The organism is Sphingobacterium siyangense (assembly GCF_023277505.1).
Taxonomy (GTDB): Bacteria; Bacteroidota; Bacteroidia; order Sphingobacteriales; family Sphingobacteriaceae; genus Sphingobacterium; species Sphingobacterium siyangense.
Genome location: NZ_CP080574.1, coordinates 3,585,068 through 3,611,136, shown reverse-complemented (window position 1 = coordinate 3,611,136; position 26,069 = coordinate 3,585,068). Strand labels below are relative to the sequence as shown.

The 26,069-nt window shown below is 38.5% G+C and carries 23 protein-coding genes and 1 tRNA gene; 7 read left to right on the top strand and 17 right to left on the bottom strand.

Going from position 1 to position 26,069, the window contains the following annotated elements; translation table 11 throughout:
• Positions 1-13: 13 nt before the first annotated feature.
• The 6 genes from K2F45_RS14900 to K2F45_RS14875 all read right to left on the bottom strand — a co-directional run bounded on the left by K2F45_RS14900 (position 14) and on the right by K2F45_RS14875 (position 4,741).
• On the bottom strand, positions 14-601 hold the full coding sequence (locus K2F45_RS14900; protein WP_075992871.1) for a porin family protein: 588 nt from the start codon (positions 599-601) through the stop codon (positions 14-16).
• Between the two features lie 312 nt (positions 602-913).
• A complete protein-coding gene (dnaJ, locus tag K2F45_RS14895; RefSeq protein WP_046672894.1) occupies positions 914-2,068 on the bottom strand; it encodes a molecular chaperone DnaJ in 1,155 nt (384 codons plus the stop codon).
• A gap of 10 nt (positions 2,069-2,078) precedes the next feature.
• Positions 2,079-2,630: a nucleotide exchange factor GrpE gene (locus K2F45_RS14890; RefSeq protein ID WP_075992870.1), complete on the bottom strand. Its 552-nt coding sequence runs from the start codon at positions 2,628-2,630 to the stop codon at positions 2,079-2,081.
• Positions 2,631-2,782: 152 nt separating this feature from the next.
• Entirely contained in the window at positions 2,783-3,463 is a 681-nt protein-coding gene (locus tag K2F45_RS14885) for a cell division ATP-binding protein FtsE (protein ID WP_070561120.1), read from the bottom strand.
• Positions 3,464-3,468: 5 nt separating this feature from the next.
• Positions 3,469-3,672, bottom strand: a complete 204-nt coding sequence (locus K2F45_RS14880) for a fructose-6-phosphate aldolase (protein ID WP_070561119.1) — start codon at positions 3,670-3,672, stop codon at positions 3,469-3,471.
• Between the two features lie 55 nt (positions 3,673-3,727).
• Positions 3,728-4,741, bottom strand: coding sequence for an acyl-CoA reductase (locus tag K2F45_RS14875; RefSeq protein ID WP_075992869.1), 1,014 nt, complete (start codon positions 4,739-4,741; stop codon positions 3,728-3,730).
• A 156-nt stretch (positions 4,742-4,897) separates the two neighbouring features.
• Here K2F45_RS14875 and K2F45_RS14870 point away from each other — a divergent pair, with 156 nt between their 5' ends.
• From K2F45_RS14870 to K2F45_RS14860, 3 genes are all read left to right on the top strand, one after another.
• On the top strand, positions 4,898-5,248 hold the full coding sequence (locus K2F45_RS14870; protein WP_046672889.1) for a 4Fe-4S dicluster domain-containing protein: 351 nt from the start codon (positions 4,898-4,900) through the stop codon (positions 5,246-5,248).
• Positions 5,249-5,423: 175 nt separating this feature from the next.
• Positions 5,424-6,860, top strand: coding sequence for a dicarboxylate/amino acid:cation symporter (locus K2F45_RS14865; protein WP_075992868.1), 1,437 nt, complete (start codon positions 5,424-5,426; stop codon positions 6,858-6,860).
• A 457-nt stretch (positions 6,861-7,317) separates the two neighbouring features.
• A complete protein-coding gene (locus K2F45_RS14860; protein ID WP_257787028.1) occupies positions 7,318-7,953 on the top strand; it encodes an alpha/beta fold hydrolase in 636 nt (211 codons plus the stop codon).
• Between the two features lie 70 nt (positions 7,954-8,023).
• Here K2F45_RS14860 and K2F45_RS14855 read toward each other — a convergent pair whose 3' ends face one another.
• From K2F45_RS14855 to K2F45_RS14815, 9 genes are all read right to left on the bottom strand, one after another.
• Positions 8,024-8,443, bottom strand: a complete 420-nt coding sequence (locus K2F45_RS14855; RefSeq protein WP_075992865.1) for a YchJ family protein — start codon at positions 8,441-8,443, stop codon at positions 8,024-8,026.
• Positions 8,421-9,233, bottom strand: a complete 813-nt coding sequence (gene metQ / locus K2F45_RS14850; RefSeq protein WP_075992864.1) for a methionine ABC transporter substrate-binding lipoprotein MetQ — start codon at positions 9,231-9,233, stop codon at positions 8,421-8,423. The genes K2F45_RS14855 and metQ overlap by 23 nt, the downstream gene beginning before the upstream one ends.
• Positions 9,234-9,248: 15 nt before the next feature.
• Complete coding sequence (gene metI, locus K2F45_RS14845) at positions 9,249-9,902, bottom strand: methionine ABC transporter permease MetI (RefSeq protein ID WP_075992863.1); 654 nt, start codon at positions 9,900-9,902, stop codon at positions 9,249-9,251.
• Positions 9,895-10,914: a methionine ABC transporter ATP-binding protein gene (locus K2F45_RS14840; RefSeq protein WP_075992862.1), complete on the bottom strand. Its 1,020-nt coding sequence runs from the start codon at positions 10,912-10,914 to the stop codon at positions 9,895-9,897. The genes metI and K2F45_RS14840 overlap by 8 nt, the downstream gene beginning before the upstream one ends.
• Before the next feature lie 149 nt (positions 10,915-11,063).
• Complete coding sequence (locus K2F45_RS14835) at positions 11,064-11,924, bottom strand: fumarylacetoacetate hydrolase family protein (protein ID WP_075992861.1); 861 nt, start codon at positions 11,922-11,924, stop codon at positions 11,064-11,066.
• Positions 11,925-11,982: 58 nt separating this feature from the next.
• Positions 11,983-12,915 carry a TIGR01777 family oxidoreductase gene (locus K2F45_RS14830; RefSeq protein WP_075992860.1) on the bottom strand — a complete coding sequence of 311 codons (933 nt, stop codon included), beginning with the start codon at positions 12,913-12,915 and terminating at the stop codon, positions 11,983-11,985.
• Positions 12,916-13,091: 176 nt separating this feature from the next.
• Positions 13,092-13,925, bottom strand: coding sequence for a DUF3347 domain-containing protein (locus tag K2F45_RS14825; protein ID WP_075992859.1), 834 nt, complete (start codon positions 13,923-13,925; stop codon positions 13,092-13,094).
• A 607-nt stretch (positions 13,926-14,532) separates the two neighbouring features.
• A complete protein-coding gene (locus K2F45_RS14820; protein WP_145326881.1) occupies positions 14,533-16,911 on the bottom strand; it encodes a hypothetical protein in 2,379 nt (792 codons plus the stop codon).
• Positions 16,912-16,958: 47 nt separating this feature from the next.
• Positions 16,959-17,831 carry an SH3 domain-containing protein gene (locus K2F45_RS14815; RefSeq protein WP_145326880.1) on the bottom strand — a complete coding sequence of 291 codons (873 nt, stop codon included), beginning with the start codon at positions 17,829-17,831 and terminating at the stop codon, positions 16,959-16,961.
• A gap of 268 nt (positions 17,832-18,099) precedes the next feature.
• Here K2F45_RS14815 and K2F45_RS14810 point away from each other — a divergent pair, with 268 nt between their 5' ends.
• The 3 genes from K2F45_RS14810 (at position 18,100) to K2F45_RS14800 (ending at position 21,597) form a co-directional block, all read left to right on the top strand.
• Positions 18,100-18,912: a helix-turn-helix domain-containing protein gene (locus tag K2F45_RS14810; RefSeq protein WP_237241690.1), complete on the top strand. Its 813-nt coding sequence runs from the start codon at positions 18,100-18,102 to the stop codon at positions 18,910-18,912.
• 111 nt (positions 18,913-19,023) lie between these two features.
• Positions 19,024-20,808: a DUF885 domain-containing protein gene (locus K2F45_RS14805; protein WP_075994831.1), complete on the top strand. Its 1,785-nt coding sequence runs from the start codon at positions 19,024-19,026 to the stop codon at positions 20,806-20,808.
• 435 nt (positions 20,809-21,243) lie between these two features.
• Positions 21,244-21,597: a hypothetical protein gene (locus tag K2F45_RS14800; RefSeq protein ID WP_088161753.1), complete on the top strand. Its 354-nt coding sequence runs from the start codon at positions 21,244-21,246 to the stop codon at positions 21,595-21,597.
• A 1,167-nt stretch (positions 21,598-22,764) separates the two neighbouring features.
• Here the strand turns inward: K2F45_RS14800 and K2F45_RS14795 are convergent.
• Positions 22,765-22,854 (bottom strand) — tRNA-Ser (locus K2F45_RS14795).
• 127 nt (positions 22,855-22,981) lie between these two features.
• Positions 22,982-25,099, bottom strand: coding sequence for an HD family phosphohydrolase (locus K2F45_RS14790; protein WP_088161752.1), 2,118 nt, complete (start codon positions 25,097-25,099; stop codon positions 22,982-22,984).
• Between the two features lie 148 nt (positions 25,100-25,247).
• On the opposite strand from K2F45_RS14790, the gene rpe reads away from it, so the two are divergent.
• Entirely contained in the window at positions 25,248-25,928 is a 681-nt protein-coding gene (gene rpe / locus K2F45_RS14785) for a ribulose-phosphate 3-epimerase (RefSeq protein WP_075992854.1), read from the top strand.
• Positions 25,929-26,069 lie beyond the last annotated feature (141 nt).

The window sequence follows — 26,069 nt, the reverse complement described above, 5'->3', positions numbered from 1 at the left end:
AACGCCTTATTGACTAGAAGTGGAATTGTACACCTAAAGTTGGCGCTAATGAGTTAACATTCAAACCAAATGTATTTACTGCAACGTCATTCGTTTTATCTTTATTGTAGTTGTAGTATAGACCTCTGACTTTTAATTCGATACCGATTTTGCTTGTCGGGAAGTAAGCTAAACCCGGAGCTAGTTCCACACCATATGATTCGAATTTATTTTTTGTCTCTACGTTATTTACTTCAGTTGTAGTTGTACCCCATGCCATTGGAACTGATAATTGAGCAAAGAATCTTACCGGGCCGTTTGCAGAGTACTTTCTAGCGAAAGGTGATACCTGGAAAGCATCGTTTTTAATACTATTATCTTTACTTGTTTCAGTTTTTCCCCAGTTATAACCAATTCCAGTACCAATTGCCAAGTTGTCACTTACAAAGTAACCAACTGTTGGGTTGATTGAGAATGAATTATTTTTATGGTCAGTATCTTTCACTTTTGATGTTTCGAAGCCAAGTTGACCACCAACCATAATTTTTCCTTGTTCAGTTTGAGCTTGTGCTGCTATTGTTAAACCTGCAATGGCAGTCAATGTTAGTAAAACTTTTTTCATGTCTTTTTTATTTAATAGTTTGTTTTAATTTGCCAGTAATTACTTCCTGACTTTTTAAATTTGTTAGTCAAATATCGAAATCTTATTTTAATTTTTTGTCACTGGATTGTCTAGATGTTTTGTTATTATTGTAAATTATAGTGGTTCAATTGATTAAAATTTGATGTATTTTTATTTTTATCGTTTCTATTTAACAATAATGATATTAGGCTGACTTTTTGTTTTTAATTGTCAATTTCAAGTAAGAAGATAAAAAAAAGCCATTTGTCAACAGCGGACAAATGGCTTTTTTTTGTATTTGAAAGACCGGTTTTAATCGAAATATTCTTTGATTCGCTCGAAGAATGATTTTTCACTTTTACCTGGTTGAGGTTTAAAGTTTGGCGATTCTTTCAGTTTGTTCAATAATTCTTTTTCTTCGTTAGATACGGCTTTTGGTGTCCATATATTAACGTATACAAGTTGATCCCCTTTGTGATAAGAGTTGACTTCAGGAATACCTTTTCCTTTTAACCGTAAAATTTTACCACCTTGTGTGCCGGGCTCAATTTTGATCTTCGCTTTTCCATCTATTGTAGGGACTTCAACGCTTGTGCCTAAGGTCGCATCTACGAAATTAATGTATAGGTCATAGATCACATTTAGTCCGTCACGTTTTAAACTTTCGTGTGGTACTTCTTCGATCAGGATAATTAAATCTCCTGGTACACCACCACGCGGAGCAGCATTTCCTTTTCCACTCATGGAAAGTTGCATGCCTTCACTTACTCCTGCAGGAATATTGATTGCGATTGTTTCCTCACCGCGTTCGAGTCCTTCACCTCTACAAGTTGTACATTTTGCTGTAATTTCAACGCCTTCACCATTACAAGTAGGGCAAGTGCTTGTTGTTTGCATTTGTCCTAAGATGGTATTTGTTACTCTTCTAACTGATCCGGATCCCCCACAGGTTTTACAGGTATGGAAAGAAGATTTATCTTTAGCACCAGATCCGTCACAAGAATGACAGACCACTTGTTTGTTAACCTTTACCTTTTTCTCGACGCCTTTGGCAATTTCTTCGAGTGTTAATTTAACTTTTATGCGTAAGTTGCTTCCACGAGCTACCCGACGGCCACCACGCTGGCCACCACCGCCGCCAAAGAAACTTTCAAATGGATGTCCTCCACCAAAGATATCACCAAATTGGCTGAATATGTCTTCCATATTCATGCCGCCGCCACCGCCAAAGCCACCACTTGCCGAATTACCGGCATGGCCAAATTGGTCATAACGTTGACGTTTTTGTGGATTGCTCAAGATATCGTATGCCTCAGCAGCTTCCTTAAACTGTTCCTCAGCTTCATGATCACCAGGATTTTTATCCGGGTGGTACTTTATCGCCAATTTGCGATATGCTGATTTAATCTCCTTCTCGTCCGCTGATCGCGAGACACCAAGTATATCGTAATAATCTCTTTTTGACATCGTCTTAATATTATTGACCTATAACTACCTTTGCGTGACGGATCACTTTGTCACCTAAGTAGTACCCCTTTTCGATCACGTCCACTACTTTATTCTTTAATTCTGCTGTGGGTGCAGGAATTGCCGTGATAGCTTCTTGTAATTCAGGATCGAAGGCTTGGCCTGTAGCTTCCATTTCCTTTAACCCCAATTGCGACAACGTTTGTCTGAATTTGTTGTTAACAATATCCATTCCTGTTTTTACAGATTCAACATCTGTCGCAGTTTCCATGGCTGTTAATGCTCTGTCAAAATCATCTAATGTAGGTAATAGCTTACTAATGACATCTTTTCCCGCTGATTGAATCAATTCAACACGTTCTTTGCTTGTACGTTTTCTATAATTGTCAAATTCAGCAGAAAGACGAATGTATTTATCCTTTGCCTCTGCCAATTCTGCAGCCAATTTCTCTTCAGTAGACAGTTCATCTGCTATATTATCAGCAGGCTGTTCTTGTTGTTCAGAAGAATTTGTTTCTACTGGATCTTGACCTTCATCGTAATAATTATCTTGCTCATTCATATCTTCAATGCTAAAATTAGATTCAAAAATTTACTCTATGCTTCGTTTGTCAAAGTTTTTGCCAAACAATAAAATTCCGACAGCTTGTCAGATTTTATTAAAAAAGCCTAACAATTTGTCGGAATCTCATTTTTTATATGTCAGTTTTCCGTCTAGATACTGACATTGTCCTGTAATACCCCATCGGTGGTTTTGATGATGCGGGATGGCATATTACGGATAATGGTATAATCGTGTGTTGCCATTAAAATAGCTGTTCCCGAATTGGCAATGTCACGTAATAATAAGACGATTTCTTCTGATGTAGCAGGATCCAAGTTACCGGTAGGCTCATCTGCCAGAATGATTTCGGGGTTATTTAGTAATGCGCGGGCAATTACAATACGCTGTTGTTCACCGCCAGAAAGTTCATGCGGCATTTTCTTAAGTTTGGAACGAAGCCCAACTTTTTCCAGTACATCCAATATACGGCTATCGATCATTTTCTTATCTTTCCAGCCTGTTGCTTTCAGTGCAAATTCGAGGTTTTTCTCGATGCTTCTATCGGATAAAAGATGAAAATCCTGAAATACAATACCCAATTTTCTACGCAGGTAGGGAACATCATTTTCGTGCAGCTTCTTAAGATCAAAGCCCGCAATCATTCCCTCACCATTGCCGATGTATAAATCGCCGTAAATGATTTTTAGTAAACTACTTTTTCCACTACCGGACTGGCCGATAAGATAAATAAACTCTCCTTTACCAATGTTTAAATTGACATTGGACAATACCAAATGTTTTTGTTGGAAGATATCAACGTTTTTTAATGTAATTACTTTATTTTCAATCATGGAAGCTAAAATTCTAATTTTTTAATTTGCCCAAAAGGCATTTCTTTAACCAGTTGCATGATATATTCTGCCTTTTCTCCTAATCCAATCTTATCGAGTGATTTATCTGGGCGGTCGACTCTAAAATATGCCAGCAAGGTGAAGGCATCATCTCTTAATTGAACATAATCAGGGATTTTGGCGACACCTTTTACTTTAATGATATACATGATTTCAAAGTTAGTATTTTTAATGCAATTTATTTACTATGAATTTAAAGGAAGCTTATTGGTTTGCGAATAAAAAATCCAGTGTATTCACGCCATCAGCAAAATCATCTAAAGCAGGGCATTGGCTTTCTCCAAAATGAAATACCGGCGACGGCACATTTAATGCTATTTCTGAAACAATACATTGGATATTTTCTTGCGCTAGTTTGAGCTTATTTTCAACTTCAGCCAGTGTTTCGTATGTTTCGTAATAAACCACAGCAAGGGGAGAAGCCGTGCGCTCATCTTCTTTGAGCAATAAAAATCCATTGTCAAAATGCTTGTCGCCATTGATCAGATAGATGGATTTGTTATAGTCGTAATTGTTATTGTATTTAAAATGCTCTGTTATGCTGTTAAAAGCAGCGATACCTTCAAAGAAGTGTGCTATTGGGTAATCTTTTGGAATAAATAGCTTTGATACAGAGCGACAGCCCAACCCAAAATAATCAAAGATGTCGTGTCCCAGTGATTCCAACTGGTTAGGAGATTCTTGGCCACCGACAACGGCAATACTATTTCTATTGCGACGAATAATATGTGGTTTGGTGCCAAAATAGTAATCAAAGTAACGGGAGCTATTGTTAGAGCCTGTTGCAATAACCAGATCGAAATCTTTTAGAATGTCAACAATTTCAAAGGCATCATTAAAGTATGGGTCAATTTGTTTAAGCAGGTTGAGCACATAGCTTGTCAATCCTGCATCGTCCGATGAGACTTTGATTTTTGCTGTAAAGCCGCTGATCAGTACCGATAGGATATCATGGAAGCCAACCAACGGAATATTGCCGGCCAGAATTAAACCTACAATTTTCGTTGAATGAAGATCTGGATAAGGCGCCAACCAGTGATTCAGCTTTTCTATCGTCAAATTGGCAGCAATGGCTTGAATGGCGCGTTCAACATTTTGAGGGGTATACCAAGGGTTTTTATGTTGGGCGAATTGAATGATTTGAATCAAATCTTCAGGGCGCTTTTGCAGCTGTTCGCCTAATTTTACAAATGCATTTATTCGTTGTTGTTTTGTCAAAATATTAAAATTTTAAAAGATGAATACACAAATTTGTATTATATTTGTGCTGTTAACATTAATCAACGTGAATCAACTAGCCTTATTGTTCAATCAGACGTTGTTTCATATTGATAATGCAAAAATAGTTTATTTATCATAATTGTGAGGTTATAAATGGCGATTAAAATTACAGACGAATGCATTAACTGTGGTGCTTGCGAACCGGAATGCCCAAATAATGCAATATACGATGCTGGTGTAACTTGGAAATTCTCAGACGGGACGGCTTTGGATGGGGTTATCGATTTTGGCGATGGTGTTACACTAGATGCCAACGAGTCTCAAGAAGCAATCTCTAATGAAGTCTATTATATTGTTTCAGATAAATGTACAGAATGTGTAGGTTTTCACGATGAGCCTCAATGTGCAGCGGTTTGCCCTGTGGATTGTTGTGTGGATGACGAAGATGTACGTGAATCGAACGATGAGCTATTAGCGAAAAAAGCTTGGTTACACGCGGAATAAATTTAGTACTCCGTTAAAATATAAGGCAGGATAAGAAATTTTCCTGCCTTTTTTGTGTCTTTCTATTTTGGCGAAATCGATATTTTGTTGCGAAACTTGGCTATTTGGAATAATAATATTTGCAAAAGCATAGTATTTTTTTATTTTTGTTCTTTTGACCATTAAAATCTTTTAAATGTTAAAAACCAAAATAGGGTTGATTACCCTGATCACAGTTACATTAGCTTGTATCATTGCTGTATTATACGAATTTGATGTTGTAGGCTTTTCGCATGAATTTCTAATGGCTGTCCGTTGGATAGTTGCTACCGTTTTGGTTGTAAATGCGCTCTTTAAGAAAAATTTGACGACCTGGATTTTGACCTGTATGATTATGGGGATATTTGTCGGGTTGGATTTTCCAAATTTAGCGATTTCCCTGCAACCTTTGAGTAAAGGTTTTATCAAGTTAGTCAAGACGATTGTGGGACCGATTCTTTTTTCTACGCTTGTTTATGGAATTGCAGGCCATTCTGATTTGAAACAGGTGGGACGTATGGCATGGAAATCTATGCTTTATTTCTTTTGCGCAACGACATGTGCTATTTTTATTGGTTTAGGTGCTATAAATCTGACTCGAGCAGGAGTGGGCGTTGATGTTGCACATATGCCACATGAAGAACTCCCTGTAGCAAAGGAAAGTATGGATGAGCATATCCTCAAAACGCTTCCGGACCATGTGCATCCTGTATACAAGTTCACTTCTTTTATACGCGACTTGTTTCCTGAAAATATCGTCAAATCTGTAGCGGATAATCAAGTTTTACAGATTGTTGTATTTTCAATTTTGTTTGGGATTGGATTGGCAATGGTAGATGAGAAAAAGCGTAAACCCTTGGTTGATTTTACCGAGAGTATGTCTGAAACGATGTTTAAGTTTACGAACATGATTATGTACTTTGCGCCTATTGGGGTTGGTGCCGCTATGGCCTACACGGTGGGGCATCTCGGTGTCGATATCCTAAAGAATCTTTTCATGCTTTTGGCGACGCTGTATTTTGCTTTAGTGTGCTTTTTATGTCTGGTTCTTCTTCCGGTAGCACTTTATCTGAAAATACCTGTGAAACGTTTTATTAATGCGATTAAGGAACCTGTTTCGATTGCATTTGCCACTACAAGCTCAGATGCGGCATTACCGAAAGCAATGAGCGCGATGGAGAAATTTGGTGTACCACGTAAGATTGTTTCGTTTGTAATTCCGACAGGATATAGTTTTAACTTGGATGGTACTTCACTTTATTTATCATTGGCTGCGATCTTTGTCGCTCAGGCGGCTGGTATCCATTTGTCGTTTGGACATCAATTAATGATTGCATTTACATTGATGATCACCTCTAAAGGTGTCGCTGCTGTCCCAAGGGCTTCATTAATTATTTTGATTGCGACAGCGGATCAGTTTGGTTTACCAACATTTGTCATTGCTGCAATTTTAGGTATCGATGAACTCATGGATATGGCGCGTACCTCTGTCAATGTAATCGGAAATTGTTTGGCAACCGTTGTTGTTGCTAAATGGGAGGGCGAGTTTGATGAAGAAGCTCCTTACCGCGAAGATACTGAAGAGGCAATCTAATAGAAATAACTGACGAATAATCGTTGAAGAAAAGCAGTCTTGACATTTCGTTGAGACTGCTTTTTTATTGTCTTTAACTCATGTTGATGATTTTGCTGCGCCTATTTATTATATTTAGCGCAATAACTACCGTTCTTTAAACCAAATAGAACTTTAAACCAAATCCGTACGGGGAAATGAGACGATCTATATTTTATTTTTTTTGTTTAATGATTACGATCAATATGGCATTTGCTCAAACAAAGACGACTGCTTTGGATCGTGATTCATCCGTTTATATTGAAACCCAGGATGGGGTCAAACTTTTTGCGAAGTCTGCTGGAAATGGTCCGGTTTGTATTTTCGTACATGGAGGGCCTGGAGCCTGGAGTAAGTCGTTTGAGGAGATGGGAGGTCGAGCTCTTGAAAAACGGCTAAAGATGGTGTATTTGGACCAGCGAGGTTGTGGAAGACTGAGGTGTCGACTAGTGGAAATTATTCGTTAGATCGCATGGTAGAAGACATTGAAGCTATTCGTCATGCCCTAGGGGTAGAAAGAATCTATCTATTGGCACATTCCTTTGGTGGGATAATCGCTGTAAATTATGCGAAAAAATATCCAGATCATTTGTTTGGTTTAATATTGGCAAATTCGACTTTAGACCTCAATAGTTCATTGGAAGATCAGATAGGGTATGTTAACCAATTGATCCATAGTAACTTCAAGGTTACAGCCAGAGATTCTATCTTAACAACTTTTTCATTGGCGAGGCGTGCACTTTCAGCGAAGGACTTGAGCTATAAAATGCTCTCTGACGATAAGAAAACGGTCGATAAGCTAGATCATATCGATGAGAGTCCTGAACGAACTTATGATTTTGGGAAACATGTATGGGATTATAAAATCTATTGCGAAGATTTTAGGCCAGAAACAAAAAAGATTAAAGTGCCAGTTTTGGTCATTGCGGGTAAAAAGGATTATGCTATTGGGGTGAATCATTACCGAAAGTTTCAATTTCCGCACCAAAGAACTGTGCTCATCGAAGGTGGGCATGTCTTGTATTACGAGCAAAATAAAGCCTTTGTTGATGCTATATTTTCTTTTATAAAATAAAAAGCTGCTTGCAAGCTGTTGTTGGCGGCCTGGGATCCTTTACAATAGCTTGCAAGCGAAATATGTTATATCAACGTCCGTCCACGTAGTACCATAAATCACCTTGTTTTTTGAAAGTTGACTTTTCATGGTGAATTTGAACTTCCATTTGCGGATCCAGGTAATGTGCTTCAAACTCGACTGTGTGTAATCTAGCTTTAAGGATAGAGAGTTGCATCCATTTATTCTCCCTTGCCCATTGTCCGATTGCCTGTTTATTTTGGAACCGTCGTGTTGAGGGATGGAACGTATCGTATAGGAAATCGATCTGTTGTGTCGCAAAGGCGCTATAACGTGCGCGCATCAATGCCTCTGCTGTGGTTGCTTTGGCATGAAGACGATGAATTTGCTGGCAGCATTCCCCATAGGTATTGCCAGAGCCACAAGGGCATAATTGGCCTGATTCTATCACTTGTCTGTTTAAAATTTTACCAGCCTTTAATGGCGCCATTTTTGAACACTTTTTTTGCGGTCGCTTCGACTTCTGGTGACTGATACGCCTGGATAAACTGCTGCACCTTCTCATCGTTTTTATTATCTGAGCGGGCAACAATTAGATTAACATAAGGCGATTCTTTATCTTCTGTGAATAAGCCTTGTTTTTCGGGATCTAAACCAGCTTGAGAGGCGAAACTATTGTTGATGATGGCAATTGTAACCTGAGGATCATCTAGGACGCGAGGTAGCTGTGGAGCCTCCATCTCGATGATGTTAACCTGTTTAGGATTGCTTACTATATCTGTTACTTTAGGTTGGATACCTACATTTTCTTTTAGACCGATAATTCCCTCGCGCTGGAGAAGTAAAAGAGAGCGTCCACCATTTGTAGGGTCATTAGGAATAGCAATAACGGCTCCCGGTTGTAACTCTGTGATTGTTTTTATTTTCTTTGAATAGGCAACAATGGGGAATACAAACGTGTTTCCGACAATGGTTAATTTCGTGAAACCGCGTTGTTTGGATTGCTCTTGTAGATAGGGCTGATGCTGAAATACGTTTACATCGATATCACCCTGATTTAAGGCTTCATTGGGTACGACATAGTCGTTGAAAGCCACTAATTCAACGTCAAGATTGAACTTTTCCTTTGCAACTTTCTTAGCCGTCTCCGCAAGCTCCTTTTCTGGGCCGGACACAACACCGACTTTGAGGATATTCTCTTTCTTTTCTCTGTTATTGCATGCTACAATCGATACGAGACTGAAGGCTAAGATTGCAAATGCATAGTTCAATTTTTTCATATGATATAATTTATGTTAACGATGGTTTACTTTTTTTGAGATGTAATCTCCTGTATACTGTAACAGGAATACTATTAAAATTAATAAAATTAGAACAGAATTCATGATAAAAGTATCATATCCGACATAACCATACTGATAGCCAATCTGTCCAAGTCCACCGGCACCTACAGCACCGCCCATGGCGGAGTAACCAACAAGTGTTATCAAGGTAATTGTCGCATTGTTTACTAGTGAGGGGAGAGCCTCCGGAAGTAAAACTTTGAAAATTACCTGTTGTGCATTTGCACCCATTGCTCTTGAGGCTTCAATCAGGCCATTTGGAATTTCCAGAAGACTATTTTCCACAAGTCTTGCTATAAATGGGGCCGCGCCTATACTCAGGGGGACCAATGCTGCGGCCATACCGATTGATGTTCCGACAACGTTGCGTGTAAACGGAATCATCCATACGATAAGTATGATAAAGGGGATAGACCTAAACACATTCACCAGCAATGAAACAAGTTGGTGCATGGCTTTGTTTTCGAGCAGTTGATGTTTTCGGGTCAAGAACAGGTATATCCCGAGTGGGAGACCTAGGACAAAACCAAAGAAGCCTGATAGGAAAGTCATGGTTAGGGTTTCTAAAGTACCCGATAGCAGAAGATTAAATACCTGATCAGACATAGCCTAATATTTTAGTTTGTGAATGCTTTTCTTTTAAGAAAGATAGACTACGCGTTACATTTTCTTTTTCACCCGATAGTTCGGCCAATATAACACCAAATTTCATTTCGCCAATATAATCTATTTGAGCGGTAATGATATTTGTCTTGACTTGATATTGTTGTTCCAAATGCTGTATAAATGGGATGGATTCTTCATTTGAAGTTAGATAGATCTCTACGAGTGGGTTTCCAGCGCTTTTTAAGCGTTCCTGAAAACTTAGTGGAATTTCAACTTCAAGTGAAGACTGAATAAAGTTTTTAGTTGTTGTTTGCTGAGGATTGGCGAATATTGATTCTACCGGGCCGGTTTCAATTAATTCTCCGTGGTCTAATACGGCAACCTGATCGCAAATACTTTTTATAACATCCATCTCATGGGTAATCAACAATATCGTAAGGTCAAGCTGCTTATTGATTTTTTTTAGCAGTTTAAGGATGGATTTTGTAGTTGCGGGGTCTAAGGCACTTGTGGCCTCATCGCAAAGTAGAATGTAAGGATCATTGGCTAATGCTCGCGCGATAGCAACACGTTGTTTCTGGCCTCCGGAGAGATTTGCAGGGTACACGTCGGCTTTATCTTCCAACCCGACCAAACGCAATAGTTCCAACACTTTTTGGCTGATAAATTCTTTCGATTTGCCTTCAAGCTCGAGCGGAAAGGATATATTTTCATACACTGTTCTTGATGATAGTAAGTTGAAGTGCTGGAAAATCATACCAATTTTTCTTCTTTTCAACATAAGACCAGTGGAAGATAGCGACATCAAGTCGTCATTTTCTATAATTACTTGACCACTGTCTGGTCTTTCCAAAAGGTTGACGCAACGGATCAAAGTACTTTTGCCGGCTCCGGAAGCGCCTATTACACCAAAAATTTCACCTTTTTCAATAGACAGTGAGATGTCTTTTAAGGCATCAATACGTGTCGCTTTTACCTCAAAAGATTTGGATATGTTGTTTAGTTGAATCATTGACCCTGTAGGGATTTAGCAATTTTAGTTGGACAAATGGATGATGTTGATATAAATGTACACAAATGCCAGGGATAAAATAAAATCAAGTGAAAGAAAATGGGTTCTTTCATACGGAAAAAGAATGAAAGAACCCAGATATATGTTTTTTACAACGCTTGATAAGCCGAAATCACTTGTTTTGCAGATCCGAGTCCATCGATGCCATATTCGATGATATCGCCATCTTTCAGGAATCTTTGTGGGGATTTGCCCATGCCAGATCCTGCAGGTGATCCTGTGGAAATGATGTCGCCTGGAAGTAAGCTCATAAAATGGCTTAAATAAGAAATCAATTTGGGCACACGATAGATAAAATCACTTGTATTGCCATCTTGCATAAGCTCACCATTGAGTTTAAGCCATATTTTTAAATTATCAATATCTGTGAATTCATCTTTGGTTGCTATAAATGGGCCAATAGGAGCGAAAGTATCACATCCTTTACCTTTATCCCATGTTCCGCCACGCTCGATTTGAAATTCACGCTCTGTAACGTCATTGTGTAGCACATAGCCAAACACATGGTCCAAAGCTTCTTCTTCAGTAACATAAGAAGCTTTTTTCCCAATTACAATGGCAAATTCGGTTTCCCAATCAGATTTTACAGAGAACTTCGGAAGGGTGATTCCATCAAAAGGGCCATTGAATGCAGATACAGATTTCATAAATACGATAGGCTCTGAAGCTTGTTGCAATTTGGTTTCTTTGACGTGATCATCGAAATTAAGCCCTACACAAAGTATTTTGGACGGAGCTTCCAATGGTGTACCGATACGCTCGTCGTCGGCTATCTCTTTAAGCGTGTCGCCTTTTTCATTTATATATGTTTGAAGCCTTTCTAAATTTGCAATATCCGCAAAGAAATCGCGGTTGTATTGAAAATTTCCCTCTGAAACATCATATTTCTTTTCGTTTAAAATGACTCCCGCTTTTTCGGAGCCCTTTGCGCCATATCTAAAAATCTTCATAAGCCGCAAATATACGGATTTTGTCCTAAAAAGGGCAGAAATTAACGCGAATTAACAATTAATCAATATGTAAATTATCTATACAATTATTGTCCAAAAGGGGATATTTAAAAGGGAATTTTTCATGTATTATCTTTTTGTTGCTTACCCAAGTACCATTGAGCACCATTTCCTGCCCTTTTTTTCCAAGCATAAATTTAATCAAAAATGACGGGACGGGTAGGGGAATATAGAATGGACCGTATTTACGTTTGGCTATTCTTTTTGCAAACTCCGCGAGGGGAAGTGGTTCGGATGAACAGGCATTATAAATTCCGGCTATGGTATCATTTTGTATGCCAAAGAGCAGCATCCGACAGAGATCATCCATATGGATCCAACTGAGTATCTGTTTTCCAGAGCCTAATACCGGAATTGACCGAAAGGGTAGGAAACGGTTGATTTCTTTGAGTAGGCCCTGATCTTTGCTGATAACTACCCCAAAACGGAAAACAATGAGTCTTTTTCCCAATGTTTCGATAGGTTTCACGCTTCCTTCCCAGAGGTTACATACCCAGGAGAGAAAATTTCCGCCTTGTGGATCTCCTTCTTCAAAAGGTTTGTTTTGGTACTGATCGTCTGCTCCATACCAACCTATAGCGGAGGCAGATATGACTGCTTTTACTTGATTTGGTATTTGTTTTAGACTTTGATAGAGCAGTTGCCCACTTTCAACCCTGCTGGCAATAATTTCTTGCTGATAGGATTTTGTCCAGCGTTTCGAATTGAGGTTTGCACCCGCCAGGTTAATGATATAGTCGGCTTCCTGAATTGATTTGACGTCAATCTCCTGCTTACTGGGATCCCAATGTACATATCGGACATTGTTTTGTACGGGATGGGACTTCGGATTTCTGGTAAAAATAATAACTTCATAGAAATTGGCAACCAATAGCTTTGTTAAATGAAGACCTATAGCTCCAGCACCACCTGTAATAATTACTTTTTCCATGAATTGAACCTTGTTTTATAATATACGCCTGTTGTTATTTAAGCGAACCAATTTCTGTTGATACTAAATATACTATTTTGGTTTATAAAAATCGACCATTGCGGCAGCAATTACAAAAAAAGGTTTATCTCGTGGGGAGATAAACCTTTTAAGAGTCGATTAAACGACGTTATTTGTTAAAGCGTTTGAATTGTGCTGCCGCATGTTAGCATCTGTGCGCCGTAGTATGGATTTTTGATTTCTTTATGTCGGCTTAACCAAGTCGCACCTTTGCCTTTGTTGAACATTGGACACTTTTGGTAATAAACAGAGGAAGACGGTTTCGAGTTTTTGGACAAACTATAGATATCTTCTGACAGTAGCGCGAAGGCTTCTCGTTGTTTACTGATATCCGTTGCCTGTTGTAGGCTCTTCACTGTCGCTTTGAGTGATGTTGTTTTGGTTTTCCAGACCTCCTGTTCCGCTTTCGTTAGATCAGCAGTTTGTATTTTAGCGATTGCATCGGCAAGATCGTTTGCTAGGCCTGTAGCTTGTTTACTATCCGCAGCTACAAGTGCATCTTTAAGCAGAAAGTATTGGTCATAGATCTTTTGAAAATTGCTTGCGTTGCTGATGTAATCTACTGAAGCTACCGGCTCAATGCTTTTGTCTTGTGGGCTATCTGAAGCTGGAGGAGCTAAATTTCTTTCGTATTGGCAGCAAGCATGTAGTTTAGCATAATTATCTTCCGCGGCAAGGTATTTTTCATTGTCATAGCCTGCTCCTGCGATACTTTTCAATACAGCATCTAAGGAAGTTTTCTTTCCGTCATAGGCTATTGTCGCTGTTTGGTTGTCTTCGTTCCATTCAACTTTAGCCTGAGCGGCGGCTCCTGCATTTTCTATTGTTTTTTTACACATACCGCAGTTTCCAGCAATTTTAACAGTGGTGTTCACGGTGTTGTTTTGTGCATAGTTTGTCAAAGAGGATAGTACTAAAGCCCCTGTTATAATATAATGTTTGATTTTCATATGATTGGATGAAAAAATAAATAAAAATAAGTAATCAAAAATGATTGATAAATGATCAATGTATGGATTGTATGGATTAACTTATTTTTGGCGGGACCCAAGGACAAAAATATCCCTCAGAAATAAACGTTGGCGCTATGGGTTTATAATTTTTTTTGATTGCTATACAGCAAAGTTCATGACCTTGTTCAAGGGGATTGGAAATTGCCAAAAATGTACCACTATACGTGCATTGACAATTGCAATTTTTACATGGTTTGTGATGTTTACAGAAAGCCTTTTTTTGGAAAGATTTAAATTTTGAACAACAATGGTTCTTTTTGTCAGTGGTAGTATTACCTTGTGTGTGACTACTGTGTGCATTCATTTTATGGCAGGCGAAAGCGTCGGGTGCACTTAAAAGGAAACCGAAGGTTAAAAATAGTAGTATAAGTCGCTTAAGTACCATATCAGCTCAAATATAGTTGTTTTGGGTAGAATTTGCTTCCACTTTTAACTTTTTTTGGCATTATGGACTTTTTTATACGCTCCATGTTATTTGAGTTTGGGAGGACCAGATAACATGGAGCGACGTTTGGAATTCTTTTTTCGGAAAGCAAAGAAATACTTAAAACTTAAAACCAGAAAAAAAGCCGGGCTTTTTCCAGGTACGTTTATATTCATCAGCTAAAGGAGAATGATCCGAATAGGCGAGCACTTCATCAAGCAAATTGTGTGCTTTTTTCAGATTCCCTGTTTTATAGTTTGCATATGCCTCTGCTAATTTAACCGATTCGACATCATCGTCGTAGCCCCAATCACATTGCTGATAAATACCGTTGAAAACACTGACGTATTTATTTACTTCATCTATATCTCCGTTTTCGGCCAAAAGTTCAATTCCAAATTTTAACCAAAGGACATAATCATTAGGCTCCATGACAGACTGTACCCAGTTGTCATACGTTTGGAATGTTTCTATACCTGCGCTAAATTCCGTAAGATAGTAATGGCTTTTAACAATGAGATAGAGCGTCTTTGCTTTATCGAAATTATCGATGATAAATTCCCGTTTATTTTTAAGGTATTTCTGTGCAGCGAGGTTCATGGACTTGTAATTGCTCTTTTCATTATATAGCTGCATCAACACATATTGAGGCTGTGCTTCATGTGGGTACCGTTGTGCCATATTTTCGTAATAGGAGACACGTTGCTCAAAATTATCCGGCTCGATTATCTGATAGATAATATGTTCGATCCCATTCTTTGATGCCTCAAAATCACGATACTGGTAGTCGTCTAAATTGGGATGATCAATATAGAATTTGTAAATAAACTCGAGGAGCTGTTGGGCCCGGGATTGAATATTCGCTGATCGACCTAGCTGGTATTCAACATCGATTTGATGCATAAGCATGCGGTAACAGGGAGGAAATACAACAGACTCCATATCTTCAGCTTCTTCATCTTCTTCGGAGGTAAATGCTTGCTGCTCCAGGGTGGCTTCCAGCGAGATCTGATAGGTGTCAAAGTATTGTTGAAGTACCTCCTCCAGACGTGCGTAATCTTCCAATGCTGACAAGGCATCGGCTCGGGTGAAATGAAGTTCTTCAAAGTCGGAATAGCTTAATCCTTCGGTGGCGATAGCATAACAGATTTCCAGTTCTCCTGCTGCCTTATACGCTAACGCTAGATTATTACAATTCATAGCTCTGTTGTGGGAGCCCCCAAAGTAGTCACTTTCATATTTATTCTGTTCAAAATACTCGTTGAAAGCGTCGTAGGCTTGACGATAAAGTTCGAGGACGAGCAATTGTAGTGCAGATTGATCAACTGTGGTTAAGTTGTCCTGAGCGTGAATAAAATCAGATAGCGTGACAGCTTCATTATAACATTCACGGGGAAGGTCATGGAAAGTAGGAACCTGATCGTAAACTGTTCCATTAGCTTTAAAGGTGCATTCAACTAGGCGTCGCCAGGATGTTGCATTCCATTTTCGTTCACCTACCATTGTTAGATGCGGAATAGCCGCGGCATACTGCCCCTCGTCATAGAGATAGGCTGCCGCAAAATGGTAACCGACATAAGAATCAGGATAGGCATCGACCAATTTGAGTGCATGGAGATAATAATAGTCAAGCGGGATTCCGATTTCTTCTGAGTAATTGCGCTCAATGATAAGCTGATAGTAGAAGACCTCAGGGTGCTCATACCCCTCGGCAATCAATTCCTCAAAACGAGTATGCCATTTGACCAACTCCTGATGGATATGCAGGGCTGAGTTTTCCCCTTTGATAAGCTTAAGTAAAATTTGCAGTGCTAGGTCGATTGCTTTATTTTCGTAAGCAATTTCAGCGAGATCCACATAATTCATTTCATTGCTGCTGATGAAATGCTTAAAATCAGCTTCCATTAAAGCTAAAATATTAGACTCATTGATCTGTTTGGTACGGTCAAGCAGGTATATTTTCTTTATCCAAAAGATGGAAAAATTATGATCCAAGGTTTCCCGTTCATCCTTGAATGTTTCTTTAACGAAATCAATGCTCGCCTCCAAAACTGGAAGCATCGCTGTATCGTCCTGGAGCCCTTCGTAGATATTGGTTAAATAGTTGTGCCCATATCCGGACATATTTGGGGAAGCGATTAGTTTTTTTGCGTATTCGATGAATAGACCTTTATTGCCTTCAGTAATATGAAATTTTGGACGACCAATTTGTGCTAATGTCGCTTGATTGTCCAAAACATAATTCAGTATATGATATAGGGTCGTTTCATTATCAGGTTCGATGGCCAATGCTTTTTGAAAATAGGGGATCATTTTTTCCTGAATAACATCGAAAATAGCTTCGTGGCCTTCATAGAATGCCTGATCATGATAGGCGATGGCTAGGTGTGTCCAAAGCGTAACATCTTGATCGTTTTGTCGCAGTTGGTTTTCTCCTTCAATGATAAATAAGTCTAGTTGTCCGCTGTAGAACAAATCATATATATTCTTTTCTTCCATTTATTAATTTTTATATGTATCCAGTATGTTAAAATCTGTGGAAAATACTATTTAGCCGTTGAAAGCTTTTCAAAGCTATTACCGTTCCATAGAAATTCTTCACTTTTTTTTGTGATCTTGAAATTCGGATTTTCTGCATCGTCGTCAATAGCTTCTCCCTCTTCGATGTATTTATAGATAATCTGATTATTTTTTCCGTGTTCGGAAGGGAAAAGAATCTTTTCATCGTAATAGAACACACCAGCATCACTAACAGAATACCTGCTGGGAAGATCTACAAGTCGTTGTCCTGTCCAGGCCACATAGTTGTACTCAGAAGGTATACCACAGGCTTCCCCCAGAAATTCGATGCGTATGATTTGTTTGACATTTTGCAGCCCCATGGCCGGCAGCAATTTACTCTGAGAGAAGGTTTGTTCTGAATAGGCGAAAGGGAAGGTGTGTTCAGCTAGAAAATTTCCTTTTGCGTCGAGAAGTTTTACCACTGTTGAAAAATGATCCTGTTCCTGTTCGTTGATACTTTTGGTAAAACGTTCAAAACCGTAAATATATTGCGAGCCGTCCGAAGCGGTTTGTTTTCCGAGCGCTAATAATCCGAGCCAAATAAATCCACTTTTTTTGATACTGCCTTCGAAATAGCTTATTTGGTGCCAAGGTGCATAAAAATTTTTCAGCGTATTTCCTTTGAAAGGCGCGCTGGTGATCGTAACGACATTTCCTACCGATAAAGAATCTACGATTGCTGCCTTAAGACTAGGTTGAGCACGCACATAAGCTTTTGTGGCAAAAACAGTTGCCGACTGACCCTTTTGTATGTTCCATAGGTTGAAATTATCGTCAAATTTTAAGTTTTCCTGCGCCTTTGAACAAAATGGTCCGATGACAAAGATGATTAAATAGCATCCCATTAGTTTTCTCATTTTTCACTCTCCTTTCCTGCAAAAATAGACGAATTGGTCCATAACCCTTATCACTGGTTTCAGGTATTTTTTGTGGAGTGTCCCGAACGAAGAAATAGCTTGCGAGGAAGTTGTAAAATAAAAAGGCTGGACTTTCGTTCGAGAGAAAGTATGTTGGAATCTTTAGATAAGTGATAGGGCTAGTCGGGTCGATCTTTTTAGCACATGAATTTTAATTATATTTATCATTGCGGAAATATGAAATTACATTTAAAATAGGGGGAAAGCTGTGGAAAATGAAAACAATAAGCTGCTCGTATTAGAAGCTGGTAAGTATATTGGGAACGAAGTTAGCCAAAGTTCTTTTGCTGGTATCATTACTTCTGATATTTATTACGAGGCTGGTATTATCTCTGATTGGCATTGTCATCAGAATCCACATTTTTCACATATTTTGAATGGTGGAAGTGTTGAAATCAGGCAGAATGAGAAAAATCGGCAGCAACAGGGTACTTCTCTATATTACTATCCCGGTATTATCCACCAGAATATTGGTTATATAAAAGGGACAAGAATCTTTAATCTTGAATTTACCGAAGATTTTCTAACTAAATATGATTTAAATATACCAGATGAATCCTGTATGTTTTCGAATGGTATTCAATGGGGCACAAGCGGTTTAGTAAAGATAATGGGGGAACATTATTTAGACGACCAACAAAGTTTATTGGCAATGGAGCAACTTTCCGTCCTGCTTTTGACATGTACCACTCCCATTAAGCGTATAGGGCCAGCGTGGATTTTCCGTATCAAAGATTTTTTGTATGATCATTGGGATATTCCATTATCGTTAAGTTATATTTCTGAAGAAATGAATTTGCATCCGGTTACAATCTCTCGATATTTTCCTCAATATTTTGGTTGTACAATTGGAGATTATCTTCGGCGGATTAAAATTGAAAAGGCATTACCCATGATCAGATTAAAGAAGCTATCACTCACAGAAATAGCATTCAATTGTGGCTTTGCTGATCAGGCTCATTTTATTAAAACCTACAAAAGGTTTATGGGGATCACGCCGAGTCAGTATCAACGGATGTAGAAAAAAAAGTTGAGGCTAATTGGGTACAATTTTGTCTAGCGCGTTGATTTTAACTTTGATCATAAGGAAAATGGTCCAGATGGATTATTTATGATTAAAGCTTTAATTCCAATGAAAAAGAAAATTTTAACAACTGTATTGTTGCTCTCCTCTATCTTGTACTCGAGAAAATCTATGGGACAGCATTTAAGTGCTTTACATAGGCTATTTGAAAAATACTATGAAAAAGAGTGCTATTTCAATCCGCTCCAAGCAACAGCGGATGGTATTCATGTCTACGATGACTTGCTTCAGAACGAGGGTTCTTTTGATTTTTTAGTCGCTAAGAAAAATTTCTATCAGTCATGTTTAAACGAATTACAGCAATTCGATAGGCAAAACTTGACAGAGGCAGATCGTATTTCCTATGATGTATTGGATTATACGTTAAAAACGGGTTTAGAGGGGCTCTCTATGCATTTTGAATATATTCCTTTTAATCAGTTTACAGCTTCGGTTCCAACAGACCTTGCACTATTTGGTTCGACCAATGGTCCCCAGCCATTTCATACCATTGAAGATTATACAAATTGGTCTAAAAGGATGATCTCTTTTAAGGCCTGGGCAGATACTGCTATCGCAAATTTCGAGAAAGGGAAGAAAGCGGGAGTTGTTCTACCAAGGTCTCTGGTTGGCCGTATGATTCCACAATTGATCGCGCTCGGCGAAAGAGATACTTTAAAAAGTGTTTTTTACAGGCCATTGCAACAATTTCCGGAAAACTTTTCCCATGAGGAAAGGAAAAAATTGACAATGCTATACAACGAGGTTATTCCTAATTATGTCTTGAATTCCTATGCGAAGTTAGCAAGTTATTTACAATACGATTATATGCCTTTTGCATCTTTACAATCGGGCTTGAATAGTCTTCCTGACGGGGATAAAATGTACCAGTACTACATCAAGTTATATACGACCAGCTCTACACTTAGTCCCGACCAGATTTATCAGATCGGGCTTAAAGAGGTGGACCGTATAACCCATGAAATGGAACAAAATATGGTTCTCAATGGCTTTAAAGGCTCTTTAAAAGATTATTTTAGATTTTTGCGCACAGATCAAAGGTTTAGGCCATTTAAAACCCCAGAACAGGTGCTAGACGCCTATCAAAAAATATATAATAAAATTCAGCCTCATTTAAAAGATATGTTTTTAGTGGAGCCCAAAACGAAATTTGTTATAAAACGCGTAGATCCTTACCAAGAGGCGTCACAAGGAGGTCCTTATTATATTAAAGGAAACTTAAAAGAAAAGAGAGCTGGCATTTTTTTCGTTCCGATACCTGACCCGACTAAGATAAATACAGTTTTTTATGGCCTAGAATGCACATTTATACATGAGGCAATACCTGGGCATCACTATCAGATTGCATTACAGCAGGAGTATAGCGAACTTCCTACTTTCCAACAACAAAATGCCCTATATGCTTACATGGAAGGTTGGGCACTGTATTGCGAATCCTTGGGTGAACAATTGGGATGCTATACAGATCCATATCAAAAGATGGGTGCGCTAAATAATGAGATCCACCGTGCAATACGTTTAGTAATTGATGTTGGTATTCATACCGGAAGGCTGACTGAACAACAGGCAATTGTATATATGATGGATCATGAATCAATAAGCGAAAATATCGCAAAGGCAGAAGTTGAAAGATATATGGCTTGGCCAGGACAAGCACTTTCTTATAAAATCGGGGAGCTAAAAATCAAAGAATTGAGAAAAAAATACCAAAACTTACAGGGCGAGAAATTTAGTTTTCAGGCTTTTCATGCCGCAGTGTTAAAATATGGTTGTTTGCCATTGGATGTTCTTGAAAATTTCCTGGATGACTGGAATGCTAAAATTTCCAATTAAAATTTGGAATATTATCTGGTTTGATCTTCTCATTGGTCCACAAACAACATTTTATGACCTTAGGCATGTCGCTGTTATTAGGGATTAAAAGAGCTATTTGGCCAACAAGTATATCAGTGGGAAGAGTGCTGCACTACTAATCTATTTTTTGTGAATAGGGGCCTGTTTTAATGTAATCATTTCTTCTTGGTAGTAGGTGAAATGAAAAATCGTTTATAAAATTCATCTATATGCTTTATCAAATCATTCATTTTGCTGCTTACGTTTTGAGAATCGATAAATTCAATGTTATTTTAATTCGATATTATTTTCTGTTGAGGGAGAATGGATAAATTTTCTCACACATATGGGACAGGTTCCCTAGAATCATATGGATGGCGTTCTGATCATGTCAAAGATGTTGATGGCGTCATTTGTTGCAAATAATTGGATAGGATGAAAAACAAAAATTATGATATAGAGCATTTCGAATATTTTCAGGAATTGAGGGCGACAAAAGAAGAGATTCTATATTTCAAGACTGAGCGGCAGATGTTTAGAAATGAGCCTATCGGACTTGATTTTTTTTCGTTTTTGTTGTTTGAAAGAGGTGGTGGCACGCATACTATCGATGGGGTTGCCTATGAAATAAACGGTAAGCAGTTACACATAGTCTTTCCTGGCCAGCTTCATCACTGGGATATTTGGGCAGGCACGAAATCACATACCGTATTTGTTTCCGGGCGACTTTTTAAGCATTTGAGAATTTCTTTATTTATCCGATTGAATATTGTAAAAAGAATCCTGTGATGAACCTTTCGACTCGGATTTTTCAAGTGATGTTGAGAGAGTTTAGGGGAATTGATCGAGAGCTTGCGTTCAAGCAGGGGATGAAGTTGATTATTTTTTCAAATTTAGGATTATAGCATTAATGTTCAACCGAGAAGTTTTTGGGAAATTAAAACGTAAGAAAAAAAGGTAAACTTGAACGATCAAGTATTTTTATCCGTGTGTCCACAGCACGATTGAAATCAATATCCCATTGGGTTCCCCAATGAGGCTGGGAAACTAGGATAGGTGAATGTATCAGATCGACGAGATTTGTAATTGCGCTATTGCCGGATTTTATGGTATAGATGATATGTCCGGGGTATGCGCCGCTGTTGATTCTGTATGAACGCAGGAAAATAGTTGGTCGCCCGGTTCAAACAGCTGCAATTTAACCTTAATACCTAGAAGTGTTTTTCGTATTAAATCGATGCTAGATTGAGCAATTTCAGGATTTTCGCTCTTCGAAAAATCAAGACGATCTTATATCCAAATTTCAAATTCGGGTTTGATCATTTTAATTTAAGATGCAAATTCCTAATAGAAGCAGCAGCTGTTGGTGTATATGTAATTAATTGTAATAATAAGAATGCCGTATCTTACTACTATTTCCAATATAATAAGATCTCCCTGCGCAGTAAGGCAGTCTGCCTTCCAGAAAACAGTTTCATGAACACCATTTTTGATGACTCATAATTGCCTGATTAGGTTGGTAGCTAATCAAGAACAAAAATAAAACGGAAACATTCTAATACCAAGCGGTAGGTAATAACAATATTCAATCAATCTTTAGACAGTGATTAGTCACTGCTTATACAGTCTATACTGAGTGATCACTGAACAAACACTGAACAAGCACTGAACAAGCACTGTAGAAAGAGATAATCTGACCACCACCTGATCTTCGTTTGCTGCTACCCAAAAAGTGTACGAGAGAATAAGCTGCGCTTGTGTAAAAAATAAAAATCGCTGTCGTCATTGAGGGGGACAAACTGCAACGCAACGATGGTGATAATCTGATCAGCAAGCGAAAATAACGCAAGTGGCTTTTACAATGAATTTAATACGAGTGTAGATATACTTTAAGTGCTGCCCCTGCTCCAAAAACAAAAAAAAGGCTTTCTGATTTCTCAGAAAGCCTTTTTGTCTTGGCGGAAGAGGCGGGATTCGAACCCGCGGTACCGTTTCCAGTACGACAGTTTAGCAAACTGTTCCTTTCGGCCACTCAGGCACCCTTCCTCGTTTTGACATTGCAAACATAAGGCAATTATTTGATTCTGCAAAGTCTAAATATTAAAAAAAATGCAAAAAAAATGTAATGTTGCAATAAGCGTTTGAAATTCAATTTGTTGTTTGACAATTAAAATTACATTGTTTTTTTGCTTAAATCATAATCTACCCGAACATGGTAGATACTTTTGAGCATTGCCTTAAAAATAACTGCAGATTCGGTGATATCTTTTAGCGTAATGTTACTATTATTGAACTGCCCCCGCATCAATTTATGTTCGATAATTTTATCGACAAGGTTATTGATAGATTCTTCAGATGGTTCTTTTAATGCACGGGATGCGGCTTCGACCGAATCCGCCATCATAAGTACAGCTGTTTCCTTGGAAAAAGGAATAGGTCCGGGGTAGGTAAATAAAGACTCGTCAACCAGTTTATCGGGGTTGTTCTTGACAAAAACGTTATAAAAATAGTCAACACGCGTTGTTCCGTGGTGTGTGCGGATAAAATCCAGGATCACGTCAGGCAATTGATGTTTTTTGGCGATATCGACGCCTTTGATGACATGTGATATAATAATCTGCGCACTTTGTTCCGGTGAAAGCTCATCATGCGGGTTTTTTTCTGTCTTCTGATTCTCGATGAAAAACTGGGGATTTGTCAATTTCCCGATGTCGTGGTACAGGGCTCCGGCGCGGACCAACAGCGGATTCCCGCCAATTTTGTAGATAGCGGCTTCCGCTAGATTAGCCACCTGTAAGGAGTGTTGAAATGTTCCCGGAGCTTTAAAAGAGAGCTCCCGCAATAACTTGGAGTTACTATTGGTAAGCTCCATGAGTGTTAGATCAGATACAATACCAAATAACTTTTCGAATGCATAGATCATTGGATAAGCCAACAAGGTAATCATGACACTTACGAAAAAGGGAAGGAGGTCGGACCAGTAAATGGTGTCTATAGATCCATTTCTCGTGACGACCAAGCCAATGTAAGCAATCCAATAGGTACCGAGGATAATAGCAGAGGAAATGAACAGCTGCTCTCGTTTGACCAATGTTTTAATACTATATATCGCAACTATCCCCGCCATAAATTGTAAAAAGACAAACTCAAAACTATTCGGTACAAAAAGACCTGCTAGCAGAACCATCAACAGATGGATATTGAGTGCTACACGCGTATCAAAAAGGATACGAATAATAATGGGGACGGCGCAAAATGGGATGTAATAGAGATTAGGGATTTTGATTTTGATCGCCCAAGATAGGACAGCGAGCATACCAATGATCACAATCATGATAATGACCAGCAACCTATTGTTAAAATAGATGTCCTTACGGAAAAGAAAAAGGAATACCATCAAAATAGACAGGGCAAGCGAGATAATCAGAAATTGCCCAAGGGTCACATAGTTTTGATTTCCGCTGATCTTGCCTTCATCTTCATATACCTTACGAAGCGACTCGAGTTTCTGGTACGTCTCATTGGATATGATTTTCTCCTTTTCAGCGATCAGTTCTCCCTTTTGGACCACACCGCGCGTAGCCGATATGTTTGCAATGGCATTTTGTTCTAAAGCTTCTGTTTGTTGATCGTTGTAGATGTAGTTAATGGTAATGTAATTTTTTAAAGTTTCCTCCAGCCAGCTCTTTTGCTTTATCTTGGTCAATTTGGGCATAATTTCATCCATATAACCATAAGAGCTTTCGATGGTGTAACAGTCGGCCGTGTTTTTTTGGCTGGCAACTTTGTCCTGGATCAGTGTAAAGTTGTAATGCTTGGAAGCTGGAGATTTGTCATTGCTGCGGTTCTGAAACCGATTGTTCAATGACAGAATGCCTTTGCCATAGAGATGGCTTAAGATGGCATTACCGGCATTTCTATAATCTACTATATTTTCATGCGTTGTATCCAATTTGCTGCTTTGCCACTTTTCGGCAAGATCCGTGTTGAACTGATCAATTTGCTCTTTGCTTGTTGTCGTATTGGCATTATAAATCGGTTGAATCGTGTTTAAGATACTTTTCTTGTCCGCATTCAATTCCTCCTGCGTTTTTAATATGGCAAAATTATAGGGTGATATCAGATTCTCATGATTCCATACTTTTCCCTTTTGGAATTCATAGCGAAAACGAGGCTGTTTGGGAAGGAATATACAGATCAGAATAATGGTGATAAGTATTAATCCAATTTTTCGGACGAGGTTCTCCGTTGTATTTAATTCTCTTCTGTATTTTATTTTTAGTCTTCCCACGGTGAGCTGTATTTTATTGTCATGTTAATATACAAATGTAATTATAATTATTTTCTGCAGCTTCAGCCAATTGTCGTTTAGAGGTATTAAATCGGGTAAACGCTGTGATGAACCAAAAATACTTGTTATCTTTGCAAAAAAATACAACATGTCAACAAAATCACATCTAATTGCACCATCCGTTCTTGCTGCAGACTTTGCAAAATTATACGATGATATCATCATGGTAAACAACAGTGAGGCAGATTGGTTTCATATTGATATTATGGATGGTGTTTTCGTTCCAAATATCTCTTTTGGATTTCCAGTTATGCAGGCTATTGCAAAACATGCTGCTAAACCTTTGGATGTACATTTGATGATTGTTGATCCAGACCGTTATCTGCAGGTATGTAAAGACTCGGGTGCAGCAATCATTACCGTGCATTACGAGGCCTGTACACATTTGCATCGTACACTGGCTGCTATTAAAGAATTGGGCTGTAAAGCAGGCGTTGCATTGAATCCACATACGCCAGTAGCACTTTTAAAAGATGTTCTTGCGGATCTGGACTTGGTTTGTATCATGTCGGTTAACCCAGGTTTCGGCGGTCAGAAATTTATTCCAAATACCTATGCCAAGGTACAGGAACTAAGGGTCATGGCACAGGGAGTGAATGATGGTCTGATGATTGAAATCGATGGGGGAGTAACGACTGCGAATGCAGCACAGTTATTGAAAGCCGGAGCAGATGTGCTGGTGGCAGGTTCATTTGTATTCAACGCGACAGATCCTCTGGAAACCGTGAAAGCATTAAAAGACATTGATATAACTGTAGAAAGTATATAAAACGAAAAGGTGATTTAATAATTTAAATCACCTTTTTTTTGAAAGAAATAAATACAATATAGCGGATTTCAAAAAAAGATGGCAGGATTGCATAAATGCTGTTTAGAACAATTCCAAATTGATTTAAATAAATGGAATGCA